This window comes from Belnapia moabensis DSM 16746 (genome assembly GCF_000745835.1).
Classification (GTDB): Bacteria; Pseudomonadota; Alphaproteobacteria; order Acetobacterales; family Acetobacteraceae; genus Belnapia; species Belnapia moabensis.
The window spans coordinates 1-15,132 of sequence record NZ_JQKB01000096.1 but is presented as its reverse complement, the minus strand read 5'-3'; the positions used below and the strand labels follow the sequence as shown (position 1 = coordinate 15,132).

The 15,132-nt window shown below is 69.1% G+C and carries 20 protein-coding genes; 9 read left to right on the top strand and 11 right to left on the bottom strand.

Going from position 1 to position 15,132, the window contains the following annotated elements:
- From EP26_RS26305 to fliP, 4 genes are all read left to right on the top strand, one after another.
- A partial coding sequence (locus EP26_RS26305; protein ID WP_211259563.1) for a transposase occupies positions 1 to 468 on the top strand: 468 nt, incomplete at its 5' end.
- A 52-nt stretch (positions 469 to 520) separates the two neighbouring features.
- On the top strand, positions 521 to 754 hold the full coding sequence (locus EP26_RS26300) for a hypothetical protein (RefSeq protein ID WP_043343262.1): 234 nt from the start codon (positions 521 to 523) through the stop codon (positions 752 to 754).
- Between the two features lie 25 nt (positions 755 to 779).
- The gene (locus tag EP26_RS26295; protein ID WP_052389709.1) at positions 780 to 1,046 is read left to right on the top strand and encodes a hypothetical protein; all 267 of its coding nucleotides are present in this window, start codon (positions 780 to 782) and stop codon (positions 1,044 to 1,046) included.
- Positions 1,043 to 1,783: a flagellar type III secretion system pore protein FliP gene (gene fliP, locus EP26_RS26290; protein ID WP_043343259.1), complete on the top strand. Its 741-nt coding sequence runs from the start codon at positions 1,043 to 1,045 to the stop codon at positions 1,781 to 1,783. Before EP26_RS26295 ends, fliP begins: the two co-directional genes overlap by 4 nt.
- A 28-nt stretch (positions 1,784 to 1,811) precedes the next feature.
- On the opposite strand, the gene speE is transcribed toward fliP, so the two are convergent.
- From speE to EP26_RS37770, 9 genes are all read right to left on the bottom strand, one after another.
- On the bottom strand, positions 1,812 to 2,687 hold the full coding sequence (speE, locus tag EP26_RS26285) for a polyamine aminopropyltransferase (RefSeq protein ID WP_043343257.1): 876 nt from the start codon (positions 2,685 to 2,687) through the stop codon (positions 1,812 to 1,814).
- 70 nt (positions 2,688 to 2,757) lie between these two features.
- On the bottom strand, positions 2,758 to 3,213 hold the full coding sequence (gene speD, locus EP26_RS26280; protein ID WP_043343255.1) for an adenosylmethionine decarboxylase: 456 nt from the start codon (positions 3,211 to 3,213) through the stop codon (positions 2,758 to 2,760).
- Positions 3,214 to 3,368: 155 nt separating this feature from the next.
- Positions 3,369 to 6,134 carry a hypothetical protein gene (locus EP26_RS26275; RefSeq protein ID WP_043343253.1) on the bottom strand — a complete coding sequence of 922 codons (2,766 nt, stop codon included), beginning with the start codon at positions 6,132 to 6,134 and terminating at the stop codon, positions 3,369 to 3,371.
- Positions 6,134 to 6,727: a protein phosphatase CheZ gene (locus EP26_RS26270; protein ID WP_043343250.1), complete on the bottom strand. Its 594-nt coding sequence runs from the start codon at positions 6,725 to 6,727 to the stop codon at positions 6,134 to 6,136. Before EP26_RS26270 ends, EP26_RS26275 begins: the two co-directional genes overlap by 1 nt.
- Positions 6,720 to 7,100: a response regulator gene (locus EP26_RS26265; protein WP_043343247.1), complete on the bottom strand. Its 381-nt coding sequence runs from the start codon at positions 7,098 to 7,100 to the stop codon at positions 6,720 to 6,722. The genes EP26_RS26270 and EP26_RS26265 overlap by 8 nt, the downstream gene beginning before the upstream one ends.
- Positions 7,101 to 7,120: 20 nt before the next feature.
- Positions 7,121 to 7,729, bottom strand: coding sequence for a MotE family protein (locus EP26_RS26260; RefSeq protein WP_157033805.1), 609 nt, complete (start codon positions 7,727 to 7,729; stop codon positions 7,121 to 7,123).
- On the bottom strand, positions 7,729 to 8,157 hold the full coding sequence (locus EP26_RS26255) for a DUF6468 domain-containing protein (protein WP_052389707.1): 429 nt from the start codon (positions 8,155 to 8,157) through the stop codon (positions 7,729 to 7,731). Before EP26_RS26255 ends, EP26_RS26260 begins: the two co-directional genes overlap by 1 nt.
- Before the next feature lie 2 nt (positions 8,158 to 8,159).
- Positions 8,160 to 9,221: a flagellar motor switch protein FliM gene (fliM, locus tag EP26_RS26250; protein WP_043343245.1), complete on the bottom strand. Its 1,062-nt coding sequence runs from the start codon at positions 9,219 to 9,221 to the stop codon at positions 8,160 to 8,162.
- Positions 9,218 to 9,700: a flagellar basal body-associated FliL family protein gene (locus EP26_RS37770; protein ID WP_043343244.1), complete on the bottom strand. Its 483-nt coding sequence runs from the start codon at positions 9,698 to 9,700 to the stop codon at positions 9,218 to 9,220. Before EP26_RS37770 ends, fliM begins: the two co-directional genes overlap by 4 nt.
- 189 nt (positions 9,701 to 9,889) lie before the next feature.
- On the opposite strand from EP26_RS37770, the gene flgF reads away from it, so the two are divergent.
- The 5 genes from flgF to EP26_RS35475 all read left to right on the top strand — a co-directional run bounded on the left by flgF (position 9,890) and on the right by EP26_RS35475 (position 14,094).
- Positions 9,890 to 10,609, top strand: a complete 720-nt coding sequence (gene flgF, locus EP26_RS26240) for a flagellar basal-body rod protein FlgF (protein ID WP_043343241.1) — start codon at positions 9,890 to 9,892, stop codon at positions 10,607 to 10,609.
- Positions 10,610 to 10,621: 12 nt separating this feature from the next.
- Complete coding sequence (flgG, locus tag EP26_RS26235; protein WP_043343239.1) at positions 10,622 to 11,407, top strand: flagellar basal-body rod protein FlgG; 786 nt, start codon at positions 10,622 to 10,624, stop codon at positions 11,405 to 11,407.
- A complete protein-coding gene (flgA, locus tag EP26_RS26230; protein ID WP_043343237.1) occupies positions 11,407 to 12,345 on the top strand; it encodes a flagellar basal body P-ring formation chaperone FlgA in 939 nt (312 codons plus the stop codon). The genes flgG and flgA overlap by 1 nt, the downstream gene beginning before the upstream one ends.
- A 2-nt stretch (positions 12,346 to 12,347) precedes the next feature.
- A complete protein-coding gene (gene flgH, locus EP26_RS26225) occupies positions 12,348 to 13,070 on the top strand; it encodes a flagellar basal body L-ring protein FlgH (RefSeq protein WP_043343235.1) in 723 nt (240 codons plus the stop codon).
- Between the two features lie 121 nt (positions 13,071 to 13,191).
- Positions 13,192 to 14,094 carry a hypothetical protein gene (locus tag EP26_RS35475; protein WP_043343233.1) on the top strand — a complete coding sequence of 301 codons (903 nt, stop codon included), beginning with the start codon at positions 13,192 to 13,194 and terminating at the stop codon, positions 14,092 to 14,094.
- Here the strand turns inward: EP26_RS35475 and EP26_RS33775 are convergent.
- Both EP26_RS33775 and EP26_RS26210 read right to left on the bottom strand, forming a co-directional pair.
- Positions 13,987 to 14,820 carry an IS5 family transposase gene (locus EP26_RS33775; RefSeq protein ID WP_084113005.1) on the bottom strand — a complete coding sequence of 278 codons (834 nt, stop codon included), beginning with the start codon at positions 14,818 to 14,820 and terminating at the stop codon, positions 13,987 to 13,989. The two genes, EP26_RS35475 and EP26_RS33775, sit on opposite strands and share 108 nt — an antisense overlap.
- 18 nt (positions 14,821 to 14,838) lie before the next feature.
- On the bottom strand, positions 14,839 to 15,132 hold a 294-nt coding region (locus tag EP26_RS26210; RefSeq protein WP_043343229.1), incomplete at its 5' end, for a transposase.

The window sequence follows — 15,132 nt, the reverse complement described above, 5'->3', positions numbered from 1 at the left end:
AGCCCCGACCGCCTGGGCGCGCGGCATCGATGGTGGCAAGCTGATCAAGGCGTGAAGCTGTTCGCGGTCTGCGACGAGCACGGAGCGCTGCTCGATCTCGAACTGCAGCCGGCCAACACGGACGACCGCGCTGGCGTTCTGCCGATGCTGCCGCGGCTGGCCGCGCTTGGCTTCCAGGGGGCTCTCCTCGGCGACAGCAACCTCAAGGGCGCGCCCTTCGCTGCGGCAGCGATCGAGCACGACATCCATGTTTCGGCCTCGCCCGGCGGCACGCGCGAGGGTCGCTTCCTGCCGAACGGGATCAGGTGGGTCGTCGAGCGAATGTTCGGCTGGCTCAGTCGCTACCGCCGGCTCAACATCATCTACGACCGCGCCGCAGATCTCTTTGCCGGGCACATCTGGATTGCGATGATCTCCATCGTCGCATGCCGCCTCGTCGCCCAAACCCAGGCGCAACAAGGACTTTAATCGCGTACAGCTTCTAAGCCTTCCTTAACCCTTCGCGGCGCAGGATTACCGCATGACGCAAGCGACCCTCGCCGCGATCGAAGCCCTCCACGATACCGTGGTGATGGCACGCGCCCTCGCCACGAACGGGCGCAAGATCGACCTCGCTGGCCTCGATGCCGAAGCCGCCACCCTCTGCGCCACCGTCGGGCAGATGCCGCACCACCGCGCCCGCCTGCTGCGACCGGCGCTCGAAGCCCTGGCACAGGAGGTGGAGGGGCTAGCCGCCGCCCTGACGCCGCCCTGAACACCTCTTGCTGGCAGGATGCCGCATGACGATCGATAGCGGACTATGGTTGCAGGCTGCCGGCGCCCTCGCCGCGATCCTGCTCTTGCTGGCCCTCGGCGCCCGTGGGCTGCGCTGGGGCGGCCTCGCCACCCGGCCCGGCCGTAGACTCGCGGTGCAGGAGGTGCTCGCCCTCGACTCGCGTCGCCGCCTCCTCCTCCTCCGCTGCGACGGGCGCGAGGTCCTCCTGCTCACCGGCGGCGGCCAGGACGCCCTGCTCGGCTGGCTGCCCAACCGGGATGACGCCGCATGAGGCGCCTCGCCCTCGCCCTGCCGCTCGTCGCCATGGCCCTGCCCGCCGCGGCGCAGAGCGTGAACATCGATCTAGGCGCCAACGGTCAGGCCGGCGCCACGATGCGCCTCGTCCAGCTGACGGCGCTGATCGGCCTGCTCTCGCTCGCCCCCTCGCTGCTGGTGATGGCAACCGCCTTCACTCGCATCGCCATCGTGCTCTCCCTGCTGCGCAGCGCCATCGGCGCCCAGGGCGTGCCGCCGAACCCGGTGCTGATCGGCCTCGCGCTCTTCCTCACCCTCTTCGTCATGCAGCCGGCGATGGAAGCCAGCTGGCAGAACGGCCTGCTACCGATGATGGAAGGCCGGATCGGCGAGCTCGAAGGCCTCGCAGCCACCGCAGAGCCCTTCCGCAGCTTCATGGCCCACCAAGTTCGCGACGGCGACCTGTCGCTCTTCCTCGACCTCGCCGGCCTCCCGCCGGCACCGGAGAATGCCCGGCCGGATCAACTCCCCTGGCGCGCGCTGCTACCCGCCTTCCTGGTCGGCGAGCTGAAACGCGCCTTCGAGATCGGCTTCCTCGTATTTCTGCCGTTCCTCGTTATCGACATGGTGGTCGCCAGCCTGCTGATGTCGCTCGGCATGATGATGCTGCCGCCGAACGTGGTCTCGCTACCCTTCAAGCTGATCTTCTTCGTCCTCATCGACGGCTGGCGGCTCATTGCCGGAAGCCTCGTGCAAGGCTTCGCCAGCGGCTAACGACACCGACGGCCGTTGGCAGCCTGCCTCAGCCCGAAGCGCCCGGCAGATGCTCTGCGATGTAAGGCGGCAGGTTGAAAGCGCCGCAATGAATTTCCGGCGTCCAATAGCGGGTCTGGCCGAGGATGCCGGCAGCCTGCGCCCGCTCGCGGATCTCACCTACGGCCGCCGCCCGCAGCCCGGCATCCTTCGCCGCCCAGCCGAGGGTCATGAAGCCCCCGACATAGGTTGGCACTGCAGCTACATAAGCATACACATCCGCGAAGGCCTTCGCCCGCCGCAGGCTGGTCTCATGCAGTTCCTCGGCCTGCATGAAGGGCACGCCGCACTGGTTCACCACCAGGCCCCTCCCGGTCAGCAGCCGTGCGCAATTCGCGTAGAACTCGTCCGTGAACAGGACCTCGCCGACGCCGATCGGATCCGTGCTGTCGACGATAACGACGTCGAAGCTGCCGGCCGGCGCCTGGCGCACGTAGTCGATGCCGTCGCCGACAATTACCTCGGCCCGGGCATCATCCCAGGCCGCACCGGCGATCCCCGGCAGGTGCTCCTTGGCCAGCCGGATCACCTCGCCATCGATTTCGACCATCACTGCCCGCTCGACGGTCCGGTGCTGCAGCACCCGCCGTAGCACACCGCCATCGCCGGCGCCGATGATCAGCACCCGCTTCGCTGCGCCATGCGCCAGCAGCGGTACATGAGTCAGCATCTCCTGATAGACGAACTCATCCGCCTCGGTGATCTGCACCACGCCGTCGAGCAGCATGACCCGGCCATGGGTCTCGCTTTCGAAGACCATGATGTCCTGGAAGTCGCTCTGCACCCGCGCCAGCTCCCGTACCACGCGGAAGCGCTGGCCCCAGGCGTTGTAGAGCGTCTCGTTCACCCACGAATCGGTCGCCATGAACTACCCCTGAAACAAAGAGGGCGGGACCTTAAGGCCCCGCCCCGATCCCTGCATGCACGCTTCGATGTCAGCCGACGAGGCCGCGCTTGTGCTCGGCCAGCTGCACGCGGCCCGGCATGAAGCCGCGCTTCAGTATCGGAATTGCCTTGTACGGGTTGCAGACGCCGCAGACGAAGATGTCGAGCGCCGCATAATCCCGCTCCGGCCAGGTGTGGATGGAGACATGGCTCTCCGCCAGCACCAGCACGCCCGAGACGCCGCTGTTCGGGCCGAAGTGATGGAAATGCCCGTGCAGGATCGTGGCGCCCGTGGCAATCGCCGCCTCGCGCAGCACCGCGTCGATATGCTCCGGATCCGCCAGGTTGGTGGCGTCCCAAAGATCGATGATCAGATGCGTGCCGGCGAATTTGACGCCATCACGGGAAACAAAATAGTCCTTAGCCTCGCTCGCCGAGGTTTCAGAATTCTGGGCTTCGCTCGGGAGCAACTCCGAGACCATCCCCAGTTGGAGAAGAGCGTCCATCGCGGGCTCCTATTCCCACCAGCAGATGACCAGGGTGATCGGGATTGATCAGGTCAACGGGGCGCGCATATGGGGCACTAAAGACTGAGACGCAAGCGAAAATTGCCCCTGACGGCCGAAATTTTTGCCGCTGTCCCCCGCGCCAGACGCGGGACTTAGCGCGTCACGGGGCCGCCCGCCCGCAATGCCTCCAGCCGCGGCGGGATGGTCTGAAACAGCAACAACTCCCGCTGCAGGCGGGGCAGATCGGCGAGGCCGCGCAGATGCTCTGCTGTCAGCAAGGCAAAGGCCGCGGCCATGGGCCCGTCCGGCAAGCGCGCCGCATGATCCTTCCGCAAGGTGGCAAGCCCAGCCTCGTCGCCCGCAAGAGCCAGCATCGCCGCCTGGCGCAACAGCAGCCGATGCCACATTTCATTGAGCGGCGCCGGCACGGCTGGAAACGCTGCGCGGAGATACTCCGCGAGCGCCGCCGCAGCACCCGCCCACTCCTGCCGCTCCCCAAGCAGTTGCGACAATGCCTCCGCCCCATCAGGACCAAGCGCCCTAAGGCCGGCTATTGCCTCCTCCATCCGCCCCATCTGCGCCTGGGACTGCGCTGCCAAGACGGCCCGGTCCCGCGCCAGGACCGTGGGCAGCATCTCCGCATGGCTGTCCTGCAAAGCTTTCAACGTCGAGGTCGCATCGCCAGTCGCCAGCAGCAGCACTCCCTGTCGCAGGCCAAGCGCCGCACGCGCCGTTCCCGTGCTGCGTTCCGCTGCCCGCCCCAGCAGAGCAGCGGCCCGATCAGGAAGATCGAGCGCCACCAGCCGCTCCGCGAGGGCCATCATGGCCACCTCCCCCCGCACATCCCTCGGCAGTAGGTCAGGATAGGCATCGAACAGCGCAACGGCTGCGAGCGGCGCTTCCTGCTCCAACGCATCGGCAAAGGCCGCACTGACTGCGGGATACAAGGCCGATGCGCGCTCCGGAAACTGAGCTTCAGTTTCCCGCAGCAAGGCCAGCGCGCCACGGGCATCACCCGCCGCACGCCGAAGCTCGGCCAGGCGGATGCGCGTCGCCGCCTCCTCGGCATCGCCGCGCCATGCGAACAGCGTCGCCTCGAGCGCCCGCGCCGCCTGAGTCGCATCGATCTTCTTGGTCGCCAGGCGTAGCTCGACCGCTCGCCGCAGCGCTCGTGCCCGCGCCAGGCGATCCCGCCCTTGCGCGATCTGGTCATACCCGGCCAGTGCTGCCTCGACCTCGCCGTTGACCTCGGCCAGCATGGCGCGCGGAAGCGCGAGGTCAGGCACAGGACCTGCCCTATCCAGCAACTGGCGAAGCGGCGCGACCGCACCGGCCTCCGCCAAACTCTGCGCCACCAGTGGCACCAGCCGGGTACGCAGCCCATCCGCATAGCCGAGCAGCAACGGCAAGGACGAAGCGAGCTTGGGGGCAGCCTCACGCCCGTTGCCCTCGGCGGCGAGCAGCAGCATCCGCCAGAAGCTCACTTCATCCGTGTCGGGCAGTTCGGCTTGACGCAGCGCGACAGCCTGCGGCATCCGGCCGGCCAACAAAGCTGCAGCTCCGGCCAAGGCATTGAGGCGCGCATCCCGCGTCGCCTCGGGGTCTTCCCCGCGCGCCAGTTCCACCATCGCCTGAGCTTCCTGCGGCATGCCGAGCGCCAGCAGCGTCTCCGCCGATGCACGGCGCAGCGCTAGGCGATTCAGCGGCGGGGCGGCGGCGATGCTCGCCTGCAGCGCACGCAACCGATCAAACAACTGCGCCGTCGGCATCCGCGGCAGGTCGAAGCTGCGCGTCATCGCTTCAGCGGCCGACATTTCGGCCGCAGCGGTATCCAGGAACAGTGATCCGTTCGCCGCACCGACCAGGAAGCCTCCAGCCGTCGGCCGCATCGTCACCTGGTCGGCCCGAGCCAGCACGGCGACACCGAGATGCGTCGACGGCAAATCGAGCTCCGGCAGCCGCCGCAGGATGGGCATCAACTGGCCTGCCTCGCGCACCGTGCCGAGCAACAGCGGCAAGCCACTCTCGGGATCGGTGACGGGGACGACCCGGCCAGGCTGGCTGGCACGCAGCATGAGGCGTGACGCCACGCCGCCCTCCGCCTCCAACCCTACCGAACGCCCGGCCGTCTCCCGTCCCTCGGCCGGGCGGAAGGCCTCCAGCACCCAACCATTCGGCTCCCGCCGAGCCCTGATCTGGCCGGGCACCGCGAGCGGCAGCCGCAGCAAGGTCGCCCCACCCAACGCCTCGACCTCAAGTCGGCCGAAAACCGGATCACTCTGCAAGGCCGCCAGATCCAACGGTTCACCGCTATCGAACAGCGTCAGCACCTCGCCACCGCGCCGCAGGATGGCAAGGCCGGTCGTCGCCGGATAAGGCAGCAGGATGGCGGCATTCGGCAGCATCCTCACCACCAGGGAATCCGGCCGCGGCAGGGCAACCGGCGGCACGACCGGCACCGGCACTGCAACTGCCGGGACCGGCGATACTGCAGGCGCCACCGCCGACGGAACCCTTTCGGCAACGGTTTCCGCTCTCCCCGGGGGCGCCGCCGCCTGCACCGCCGAGGCCAGCTCACCCGTCGGGTTCAAGGCATCGACGACCAGCTTCGGCCCGACCCGAAAGATACGCGCCCGCACCCCGGGCTTCAGCGCGACACGGATGCCCTCCCCCTCCGCCGTCACCGCCGCCATGTTGCGCGGCAGCCGGCGCGCGCCGGAAAGGTCGATGGCAGCTCCCGGCGAAAAATACACCATCACCGCATCGCCCGCCTGCTCCACCCGGTATTGCGGCGGCGCAGGCCAGTCGAAGACCAAGCGCCCATGGCCGGGATGATTCCCGACCCGGACCCCGACCACCTCCTGCGCCCAGGCCGCCGGCGCGGCGAGGAGCAGAGCGAACAGCGGCGCCCAGCGCATCAGTCGAAGCTCGCTAGCAGCCGGTCGATCTCCGCCTGAGAGGTGCCAGCGCCCGGCAGCTGCGGCCCGTTCGCCAGCTCCTCGCCCTCGGTCCGCGGCGCCGCCGGCTCGTCTAGCTCGGTCAGCGGCCCGGCTTCGCCACGGCCGAAGCTCCGCGTCACCGCCGCCACCCGCTTCTCGATCGACTTCAGCGCCGAGACGACCTTGCCGATGCGCTGGCCGGTGATGTCCTGGAAGCTGCAGGCCTCGTAGATGCGCGTCACCGCACCGGCCAGCGCCTCCGCATCCTCGCCCTTCAGCCGCGCCTGGAGCCCTTCGAGCACCTCGCAGCAGTCGAGGATTTCGTTGGTGGCCGTCGCTGTATGGCTGACGACCGCATCCAGCTCATCCGTCGCGGTCGGGATGTGGCTGGCATTGATGTCGTCGACCCGAAGCGCGGCAATCTCGCTCTTCGCCCGCGCCACCTCGCGGCCGAGCGCCTCCAGCTCGCCCAGCAACGCCGCCTCGGTAGCCGTCATGTCGCCCAAGAGGCTGCCGAGCACCGCCCGCACCGCATCCTCGATCCGGTCCCCGCCGGCCTGCCCGTCAGGCATGGGTCAGCACCTTCTCGATCTTGCCACGCAGCGTCTCGGCGTTGAACGGCTTGACGATGTAGTTGGAGACGCCGGCCGCCTTCGCCGCCACCACGTTCTCCGTCTTGCTCTCGGCCGTGATCATGATGAAGGGCGTGTCCTTCAGCCGCGCATCCGCCCGCACCTCCTTGAGCAGGTCGAGGCCGGTCATCGGCTGCATGTTCCAGTCGCTGATGACCAGGCCGAACTGCCCGGCGCGAAGCTTGGCCAGCGCCTCCTGCCCGTCCGACGCCTCCTCGACATTGTCGAATTCCAGCTGCTTCAGCAGGTTGCGAATGATGCGCAGCATCGTCTTGTAGTCGTCGACGATCAGCACGTTGGTGTTCTTGTCCATCACAGGCTCCTTGACTGTCCTCACTCGGTCGGCCGGGCACGATGCCGGGCCAGCTCGGCCGTCAGCAGCCGGGCGCGATCAGGCTTCATCGCGCCGAGCACCGGTGCTGCCTTCGCCTCCCGCATCCGGTCCACCAGCTGGACCAGCACGGGCATCTCCAGGTCGTCGAAGATCGCCGCCGCATCGCGCGGCCGCATCCCCTCATAGAGCTTCACCATCTGCCGCCAGCCCGCCTCCTCGCGGGCGCCGAGCGCCTGGTCGGTCGCCTGCAGCCGCTGCTGCAGCGCCGTCATCTCCTCGATGCGCTGGGTGAGCCGACGCTCGGCCGCGGCCACCACCATCTCGCGCGCCGCCAAGGCCTGCTCGCGGCCATCGAGCTCCACCCGCCGGGCCCGCAGCCCCTCGAGCAGCACCCGCTCCGCCCGCTGCTCCGCACTCGGCTCCTCCGGCGCGGGCGGCGCCGGTGCGGGTGCCGGCGGAGCCGGGCTGCTGGCCTGGGCCGGCGTCACTCCCAGGGGCGCCACGGCCAGAGTCTCCACGCCGGCCGGCAGCAGCGCCGCCAGCTTCGCCACCAGCAACAGGCCGATGGCGCCGAGCGCCGCCGGCATCAGGCGAGGACGAAACCGCATCACCGTCCCCCCCGCGCCCCGGCGAGGCCTTGGCTCAAGGCCCGCAGCAGGTTCCGCTCCGCCTGGCTCGGCGCGGCCATCGCCGGCTCCGGCGCCGCCATCGGCCGCGCGCTGCGGACGAGGCCTTCCAGTCGGTCCGCCAGCCCCTCCGCCCGCTCGACGAGGTAGCGCAGGTCGTCCCGCATCGGCTCCGCCGCCGCCAGCCGCTCCGCCACCTGCCGGCCCGCGCCCTCCGCCGTCGCCCGCAGCCGCAGCGAGGCCGCCTCCGCCATCCGCGTCGCCTCGCCGAGGCCCGCCGCGCTCGCCTCCAGCGCCGCGCGGTCGCGCCGCACCGCGGCCAGCGTCCGCTCCAGCTTGAGGATGCAGGGGATCGCCGCCACCAGCAGCCCGATCAGCAGCAGCTGCGCCAACCATTCGTACCAGCCCATGCTCACGCCTCCGCCTTCTGCCGCAGCTCGCGCGTGATGCGGACGGCCATGCGGTTCTCCCGCCGGCCGAGCTCCGCCTCGAACATCGTCACGTCGCCACACCGCAGCTGCACCGGCGCCCCGGGCGCGGTGTTCAGCGTGATGCGGTCGCCGCGTTGCAGCGACATCACCGCGGCTAGGGGCATGGTCTGCTCGTCGAGCACCACGTCCATCGACATCTCGGTATGCCGAAGCTCCTCGGCGAGGTGCGTCTCCCAGATGCTGTCGCGGCCGAATTTCTCGCCCATGAACTGCTGCAGCAGCAGCTCGCGGATCGGCTCCAGCGTCGCATAGGGCAGCAGCAGCTCGATCTTGCCGCCGCGGTCCTCCATGTCGACCCGCAGCCGCGACAGGATGCAGGCATTCGACAGCCGCGAGACGGCCGCGAAGCGCGGATTGACCTCGAGCCGCTCGAAGCGGAAATGCGCCGGCGAGAGCGGGCTGAAGGCATCGGACAGATCGGCCAGCACCACGGTGATGAGCCGCTCCACCAGCGTGCGCTCGATCGTCGTGTAGGGCCGCCCCTCGATCCGCATCGCCGCCGTGCCGCGCCGCCCGCCGAGCAGCACGTCGACCACCGAGTAGATCAGCGCGCTGTCCACGACGATCAGGCCATAGTTGTCCCACTCCTCCACCTTGAACACGGCGAGCATCGCCGGGAGTGGCACGCTGTTCAGATAGTCGCCGAAGCGCAGCGAGACGATGCTGTCGATCGAGACCTCGACATTGTCGCTGGTGAAGTTGCGCAGCGATGTGGACATGATGCGCACCAGCCGGTCGAAGATGATCTCCAGCATCGGCAGCCGCTCGTAGGAGACAAGGCCGGCGCTGACGATGCGCTGGATGCCGGACTGCGCCTCCTGCTCCCGCGACCCGCCGCCGAAGCCCAGCAGGCTGTCGATCTCCTGCTGGTTCAGCACGCGCGTGGCGTCAGGCGTCGCCACGGCCGACGCACCCCCCGGCGCCGCCTCGGCTTCCAGAGCCTCGCCCCAGGCGGCCGCTAGGTCGTCTTCTTCGGTGCTCATTGCAGCAGCAGCTCCGTGAAGAGGATGTCGGTCACGCGGGCCGGCGGCGCCACTAGGTTGGCGCGCGCGATCAGCTCCTCGCGCAGCCGCTGCGTGCCGCTGCTGCCGCGCAGCTCCTCCGGCCGCAGCTCCCGCAGATAGGTGGTGAAGAGATCGAGCAGCCGCGGCATCGCCGCCTGCAAGGGCGCGGCATCCTCGGCCCTGGCGAGTTCCAGCTTGCTGCGCAGCTTGATGTAGCTCGGCCGCCGGCCGGCTACGCTGAGGTTGGCGACGATGTCCGGCATGTCGAAGAAGACCGGCGGCCGTGCCGCCGGCGGGGCATGCCCGGCATACGCCGAGTCCTCGCCGCGCAGCATCTTCGGCACGATGCCGCTGAACCAGAGCCCGGCGCCCACAGCCACCAGAAGCATCGGCAGCAGGAGCAGCAGCTTCCGCTTGCCCTTGCCCGCCTGCTTCTCCGGCTTCGCCTCGCCCGCCATGCCCTGCCCCGACCGCCCGCATTCACCGCTCCGGACAGTCTCGCCTCCCAGCCGTTAAGGAAGCCTTGCGACGGCAGGAAGCGCCGCACCGCCCGGCATTTCCTGCCGCCCGCGGCAGTCCTCGCCGCCTCCCGCCGGCCGCTTCCCTGGCACACCCCTTGCCCTTTCACTGGCCAGCAGGAGACCACGATGGACCAGCCCGGCTACATCATTCTGTCCCGCCTCAGCGCCCAGATGCGGACGACGCAGGTGCTGGCGAACAACATCGCCAATGCCGACACGCCGGCCTTTCGCGCCGAGCGCCCGCTCTTCGCCGCGCATCTCGCCCGCTCCGGCTCGGAGCGAATCGCCTACAGCCTCGACAGCGCCACCTGGCGCGACACCCGCACCGGCCCGATCGCCACCACCGGCAACCCGCTCGACCTGGCGCTCCAGAGCGAAGGCTTCTTCGTCGTCGAGACCCGGGGCGGCGAGCGCTACACCCGCGCCGGCCGCTTCACCCTCGATGCTACCGGCCGGCTGACCGACCCGTCCGGCAACGCCGTGCTCGGCACCGCCGGCACGCCCATCACCTTCGGCCCCGGCGACACCCGCATTGAGATCCAGGGCGACGGCACCGTGCGCAGCGAGAACGGCGTCGTCGGCCAGCTGCGCGTCGTCCGCTTCGCCGATCCGCAGCGCCTCCGCGCCGAGGGCGAGCGGCTCTACGCCGCCGACGACCAGCCGGAGCCCATCCCCCGCCCGCAGGTCGTTCAGGGCGCAGTCGAAGGCAGCAACGTCTCTCCCATGGCCGAGATCACCCGCCTCACCACCGATGTGCGGGACTTCCAATTCGCCACCCAATTCGCGGAGCGCGAGGGCGACCGGCTGCAGAACGCCATCGACCGCATCCTCCGCCGCAAGAACTAAGAAAGCATCCCCATGCGCGCCCTGCAGATCGCCTCCACCGGCATGATGGCCCAACAGACCAATGTCGAGGTCATCTCGAACAACATCGCCAATATGAGCACGACCGGCTTCAAGCGCCGACGCGCCGAGTTCGAGGACCTGCTCTACCAGAACCTCCGCCGTGTCGGCTCGCAGAGCTCCGAGAACGGCTCCGTCCTGCCCTCCGGCGCACAGATCGGCCTCGGTGTGAAGACCTCGGCCATCTACCGCATCGGCGAGCAGGGCAGCCTGTCGCAGACCGACAACCGCTTCGATCTCGCCATCCGCGGCAACGGCTTCTTCCAGGTCCAGCTCCCCTCGGGCGAGACGGCCTATACCCGCGCCGGCACCTTCGGCCTCTCGGCGGAAGGCCAGCTCGTCACGGCGGAGGGCTTCCCGATCCTCCCCGCCATCACCATCCCCGCCGCCGCAGTCGACGTCACCATCAACGCGACGGGCGAGGTGCTGGCCAAGCTCGACGGCCAGACCAACCCGCAGAATGTCGGCCAGATTCAGACCGCGATCTTCGCCAATGAAGGCGGGCTCGAGCAGACCGGCGACAACATGATGCTGGCGACGCCCGCCTCCGGCCAGCCCCAGCTCGCCGCCGCCGGCCAGCCCGGCCATGGCCAGGTGCTGCAAGGCTTCATCGAGACCAGCAACGTCAACGTGGTACAGGAGATAACCCAGCTCATCACCGCCCAGCGAGCCTACGAGATGAACAGCAAGGTCATTACCGCGGGCGACGAGATGCTCTCCACCCTGTCGCGGATGCGCTGATGATGCGCGCCCTCCCCCTCCTCCTCCTGCTCGCCGGCCCAGCCATGGCGCAGGACCTCGCCAGCATTCGTCCGCTCTCGACGGTCGAATCGCCGACGCTGCTCCTCGGCGACATCTTCGACGGCGCCGGGCCGCGCGCCGCGCAGCCGGTCGGCGCCAGCCCCGCCCCCGGCCGCCGCCTGGTGCTGGAAGCCCCGCAGCTCACGGCCCTTGCCCGCGCCCATGGCCTCGCCTGGCGCCCGCTCTCGGCCTATGACCGCGCCGTCATCGAGCGCCCCGGCCGCCCGGTGACTACCGAGGAGATCGCCGCCACCCTCCGCCCCGACCTGCACCGCCTCGGCATGGACCCGGCGGCCGAGCTCGACCTTGGCCCCCTGCTGCCGCCGATGATCCCGCCCGGCGCCGCCCTTCGCCTCGCCGCCGAGGGCCTCGCCTTCGACCCGGCGACCGGCCGCTTCGCCGCGACGCTGACGATCATGGCCGAGGGCATGCCGGTTCAGCGCCAGCGCCTCGCCGGCCGCGCCGTGCAGACGGTGCCCGCCGTCGCCGCCACCCGCCGCCTCGCCGCCGGCGAAATTCCCCGCCCCGGCGATCTCCGCCCCATCCGCCTGCGCGCCGAGCGCGCCCGCCCCGGCCTCGCCGAACGGCCGGACCAAGTGATCGGCCAGCAGCTCCACCGCCCCGTCGCCGCCGACGCGCCCATCGCGCTCGCCGATCTTGGCCCGCCCGCCCTCGTCGAGAAGAACGCCCTGGTCACCATGCAGCTCGAATCCCCCGGCCTTTCCCTCAGCGCCCAGGGCCGCGCGCTGGAGGCCGGCCCGCGCGGCGGCCTTGTCCCGGTGATGAACCTCGCCAGCCGCGCCGTCATCGAGGGCGAGGTGATCGGCCCCGGCCGCGTCCGCATCGCTCCCGGCGCCACCCCGCTGCGGAGGCCCTGACCATGCGCGCCGCCCTCCTTCTCCTGCCGCTCGCCCTCGCCGGCTGCGGCTCGCTCGAACGCCTCTCCCGCGTCGGCCGCACGCCGGAGCTTTCCGAGGTCCGCAACCCGACCGCCGACCCGGCCTGGCGCCCCGTCTCCATGCCGATGCCCGGCGCGCAGGAGGCATCGCTTGCCGCCAACAGCCTCTGGCGCCCCGGCAGCCGCACCTTCCTCCGCGACCAGCGCGCCGCCCAGGTCGGCGACCTCGTCACCGTCCTGGTCTCCGTCGCCGACAGCGCCCAGCTACAGAACCGCACCCAGCGCAGCCGCGCCGGCACCGACAACCTCGGCATCCCGCAGATCTTCGGCATGCAGACGCGCTGGCTGCCGCGCGGCGCCAGCCCCGCCAGCCTGCTCGATGCGAGCGGCGGCCAGACCAGCGACGGCGAAGGCACGGTGAAGCGCGGCGAGACCATCAACCTCCGCCTCGCCGCGACGGTCACCCAGGTGCTGCCCAACGGCAACCTCGTCGTCACCGGCAAGCAGGAGGTGCGCGTCAGCGCCGAGCTGCGCGAGCTGTCCATCCAAGGCGTCATCCGCCCGGAGGACATCGCCAGCGACAACACCATCCGCCACGACCGCTTGGCCGAGGCCCGCATCGCCTATGGCGGCCGCGGCACCCTCTCCGACCTGCAGCAGCCCCGCTACGGCCAGCAGGTGCTCGATGCGATCCTGCCGTTCTAGTACGGAACGCTCAAGAAACTGTACACTGCGAGTCCATATGGACTTGCATAGACACGGTTTTTTATTTGACGAAGCTTGAAGGTTGCAAGAAACTGACCCTGGTTTAGAGCGGAATGTTAGAATGTCCACGATCAGTGGCAACCCATTCGCCATCCGGTGTGCGAAGTTCGCGTCCGGCGAGCGCATGCCGTTTTTAGTTCGGCGCGCCGATAACCTGCCGATTGAGGACGTCACCGATTGGCTCACTGCCGAGCGGCGCGTGCACAAGCAGGCCCGCACGCTGGAGGCGGACCTCGAGCACCTGCAGTTCCTTTATCTCTGGGCGGAGACGGACCGAGTAGACCTAGACGATCGCCTCGCGCCGGGGATTGACGAGGACGGCCGGCTTTTCGGCGCCCGGTTTTTCACCACCGAAGAGATGCGGAGCCTCTGCTCACTCTGCGGCCTGCACCTGGGCGAAGCCGTAAGGGCTTACACAGAGGCTCGCTTCCTGCACGCGCCGGAGTGGCCGCCGAGCCAAGAGGCGTCGGTTACGCCTATCCCGCGCAATGGAAAGCGCAGCTCCAGTGCCAAGGGCCTCCGGGCCAGCAACCTGGTCAAGCGGAATCGGATTCAGACTGCTTACGCATTCCTGAGATACCTCACCGGCAACCACCAGCGCCGCCTTGTGGTGACCGGGACCGCGACGGCGGAGGAGACCTACGCCGCGCGGCGCACTGACTGCATCGATTTTCTTAGAACCCAATACAAGGCGATTGGCGTGCCCTCGGCTGCCACGGGCGGCAAGGGGCTCCTTCCCGAGGTCGAGGCCCGCCTCCGGGCGGTCATCGAGCCGGACCATCCAGAAAACCCTTGGGAGCCGCCGTGTTGCATAGGTCAGCTGCATCGGCGTACTGACCCCTACTCATACTCGGGATCACGCGATGCGGACGTACCCCGGTCGTCCGAGTTCGAGCATGTGGTTCACCACGGTTACGGCGATTGCTACTTCGGTTGCTTGCCGCCCATCTGTCTGCGAGCGTAGCCCGTCGCCGATGACGCGTTTCCATCTCGAGACATCGGCCTTAACCAGAGCTCGCCAGTTGTAGCCTGAGGCTTTCTGCCAGCCCATGCGGCCGCGCTCGGCGATACATCGGAGATGCGTGTCCCGCAGCGTTGGTGCGGACAGCGCTGCCTCGCTTGGAACAGCGTCCGCGCGCGGTGGTACAATCACGGCCGCGTTGGGATGGCATGCCGCGACCTCGGCATAGACGTCGTCCCGATCATACGCACCATCGCCGGTGAGGGACGCCACGGAGCCAGCGACCTGCTCAAGCATGGGGCCGACCTGCGAGCCGTCATCGGCCTCCCTACCCGTCAGCACCGAGGCGACAATCTGACCCGCGTTAGCATCGGTGGCGAGGTGGAGCAGCTTCCAGGCCCGGCGGCGCTTGGTGCCATGTTTCTCTTCCAGCCACTCGCCAGGACCACACAGCCGAAGACCGGTGCTATCCACCAGCAGGTGCACCGGCTCGTGGCCCATTTTCGGTCGAGATAGCTGCAGTGTCTCGGCGCGGCGGCTCAGGGTCGAGTGGTCCGGAACCGCCAAACCAAGGCCAAGCAACTGCAGAATGGAGCCGATCAGGCCCTCGGTCTGGCGTAGCGGCAAGCGGACGACGGCACGTAGCGTCCGGGCGTTTGCGATCGCCAGGTCCGAGTACTTCGCTTGGCCACCCCGGCCAGTGCGCGTCTCGGCTTGCCACGCCTCGATCGCCTAATACCAGCCGCCCTAGAGCTTGACCTGAGCCCAGGCACGGGTGGTGATGGAGGTGACCTGCTCTGGTCTGCGCATCAGCGCGTTCCAGGCTGAGCAGCAGGCGTCCACGATAGCGTCGTAGCTCTCCCACACGCGATGACTGAGAAAGTTGGCCCGCAGGAACTCCCACAGGTTCTCGACCGGGTTCAGGTCGGGCGCATAGCGAGGCAGCGGCAGCAGGCTGATGTTTGCGGGCAGTTGCAGCTTGGGTGAGGTGTGCCAGCCCGCGCCGTCGAGGACGAGGACAGCATGGGCTCCTTTGCTTAC

Coding starts and splice junctions, on each gene's coding strand:
- EP26_RS26300 (WP_043343262.1), top strand. CDS start 521: ATGACGCAAGCGACCCTCGCCGCGATCGAAGCCCTCCACGATACCGTG.
- EP26_RS26295 (WP_052389709.1), top strand. CDS start 780: ATGACGATCGATAGCGGACTATGGTTGCAGGCTGCCGGCGCCCTCGCC.
- fliP (WP_043343259.1), top strand. CDS start 1,043: ATGAGGCGCCTCGCCCTCGCCCTGCCGCTCGTCGCCATGGCCCTGCCC.
- speE (WP_043343257.1), bottom strand. CDS start 2,687: ATGGCGACCGATTCGTGGGTGAACGAGACGCTCTACAACGCCTGGGGC.
- speD (WP_043343255.1), bottom strand. CDS start 3,213: ATGGACGCTCTTCTCCAACTGGGGATGGTCTCGGAGTTGCTCCCGAGC.
- EP26_RS26275 (WP_043343253.1), bottom strand. CDS start 6,134: ATGCGCTGGGCGCCGCTGTTCGCTCTGCTCCTCGCCGCGCCGGCGGCC.
- EP26_RS26270 (WP_043343250.1), bottom strand. CDS start 6,727: ATGCCTGACGGGCAGGCCGGCGGGGACCGGATCGAGGATGCGGTGCGG.
- EP26_RS26265 (WP_043343247.1), bottom strand. CDS start 7,100: ATGGACAAGAACACCAACGTGCTGATCGTCGACGACTACAAGACGATG.
- EP26_RS26260 (WP_157033805.1), bottom strand. CDS start 7,729: ATGCGGTTTCGTCCTCGCCTGATGCCGGCGGCGCTCGGCGCCATCGGC.
- EP26_RS26255 (WP_052389707.1), bottom strand. CDS start 8,157: ATGGGCTGGTACGAATGGTTGGCGCAGCTGCTGCTGATCGGGCTGCTG.
- fliM (WP_043343245.1), bottom strand. CDS start 9,221: ATGAGCACCGAAGAAGACGACCTAGCGGCCGCCTGGGGCGAGGCTCTG.
- EP26_RS37770 (WP_043343244.1), bottom strand. CDS start 9,700: ATGGCGGGCGAGGCGAAGCCGGAGAAGCAGGCGGGCAAGGGCAAGCGG.
- flgF (WP_043343241.1), top strand. CDS start 9,890: ATGGACCAGCCCGGCTACATCATTCTGTCCCGCCTCAGCGCCCAGATG.
- flgG (WP_043343239.1), top strand. CDS start 10,622: ATGCGCGCCCTGCAGATCGCCTCCACCGGCATGATGGCCCAACAGACC.
- flgA (WP_043343237.1), top strand. CDS start 11,407: ATGATGCGCGCCCTCCCCCTCCTCCTCCTGCTCGCCGGCCCAGCCATG.
- flgH (WP_043343235.1), top strand. CDS start 12,348: ATGCGCGCCGCCCTCCTTCTCCTGCCGCTCGCCCTCGCCGGCTGCGGC.
- EP26_RS35475 (WP_043343233.1), top strand. CDS start 13,192: ATGTCCACGATCAGTGGCAACCCATTCGCCATCCGGTGTGCGAAGTTC.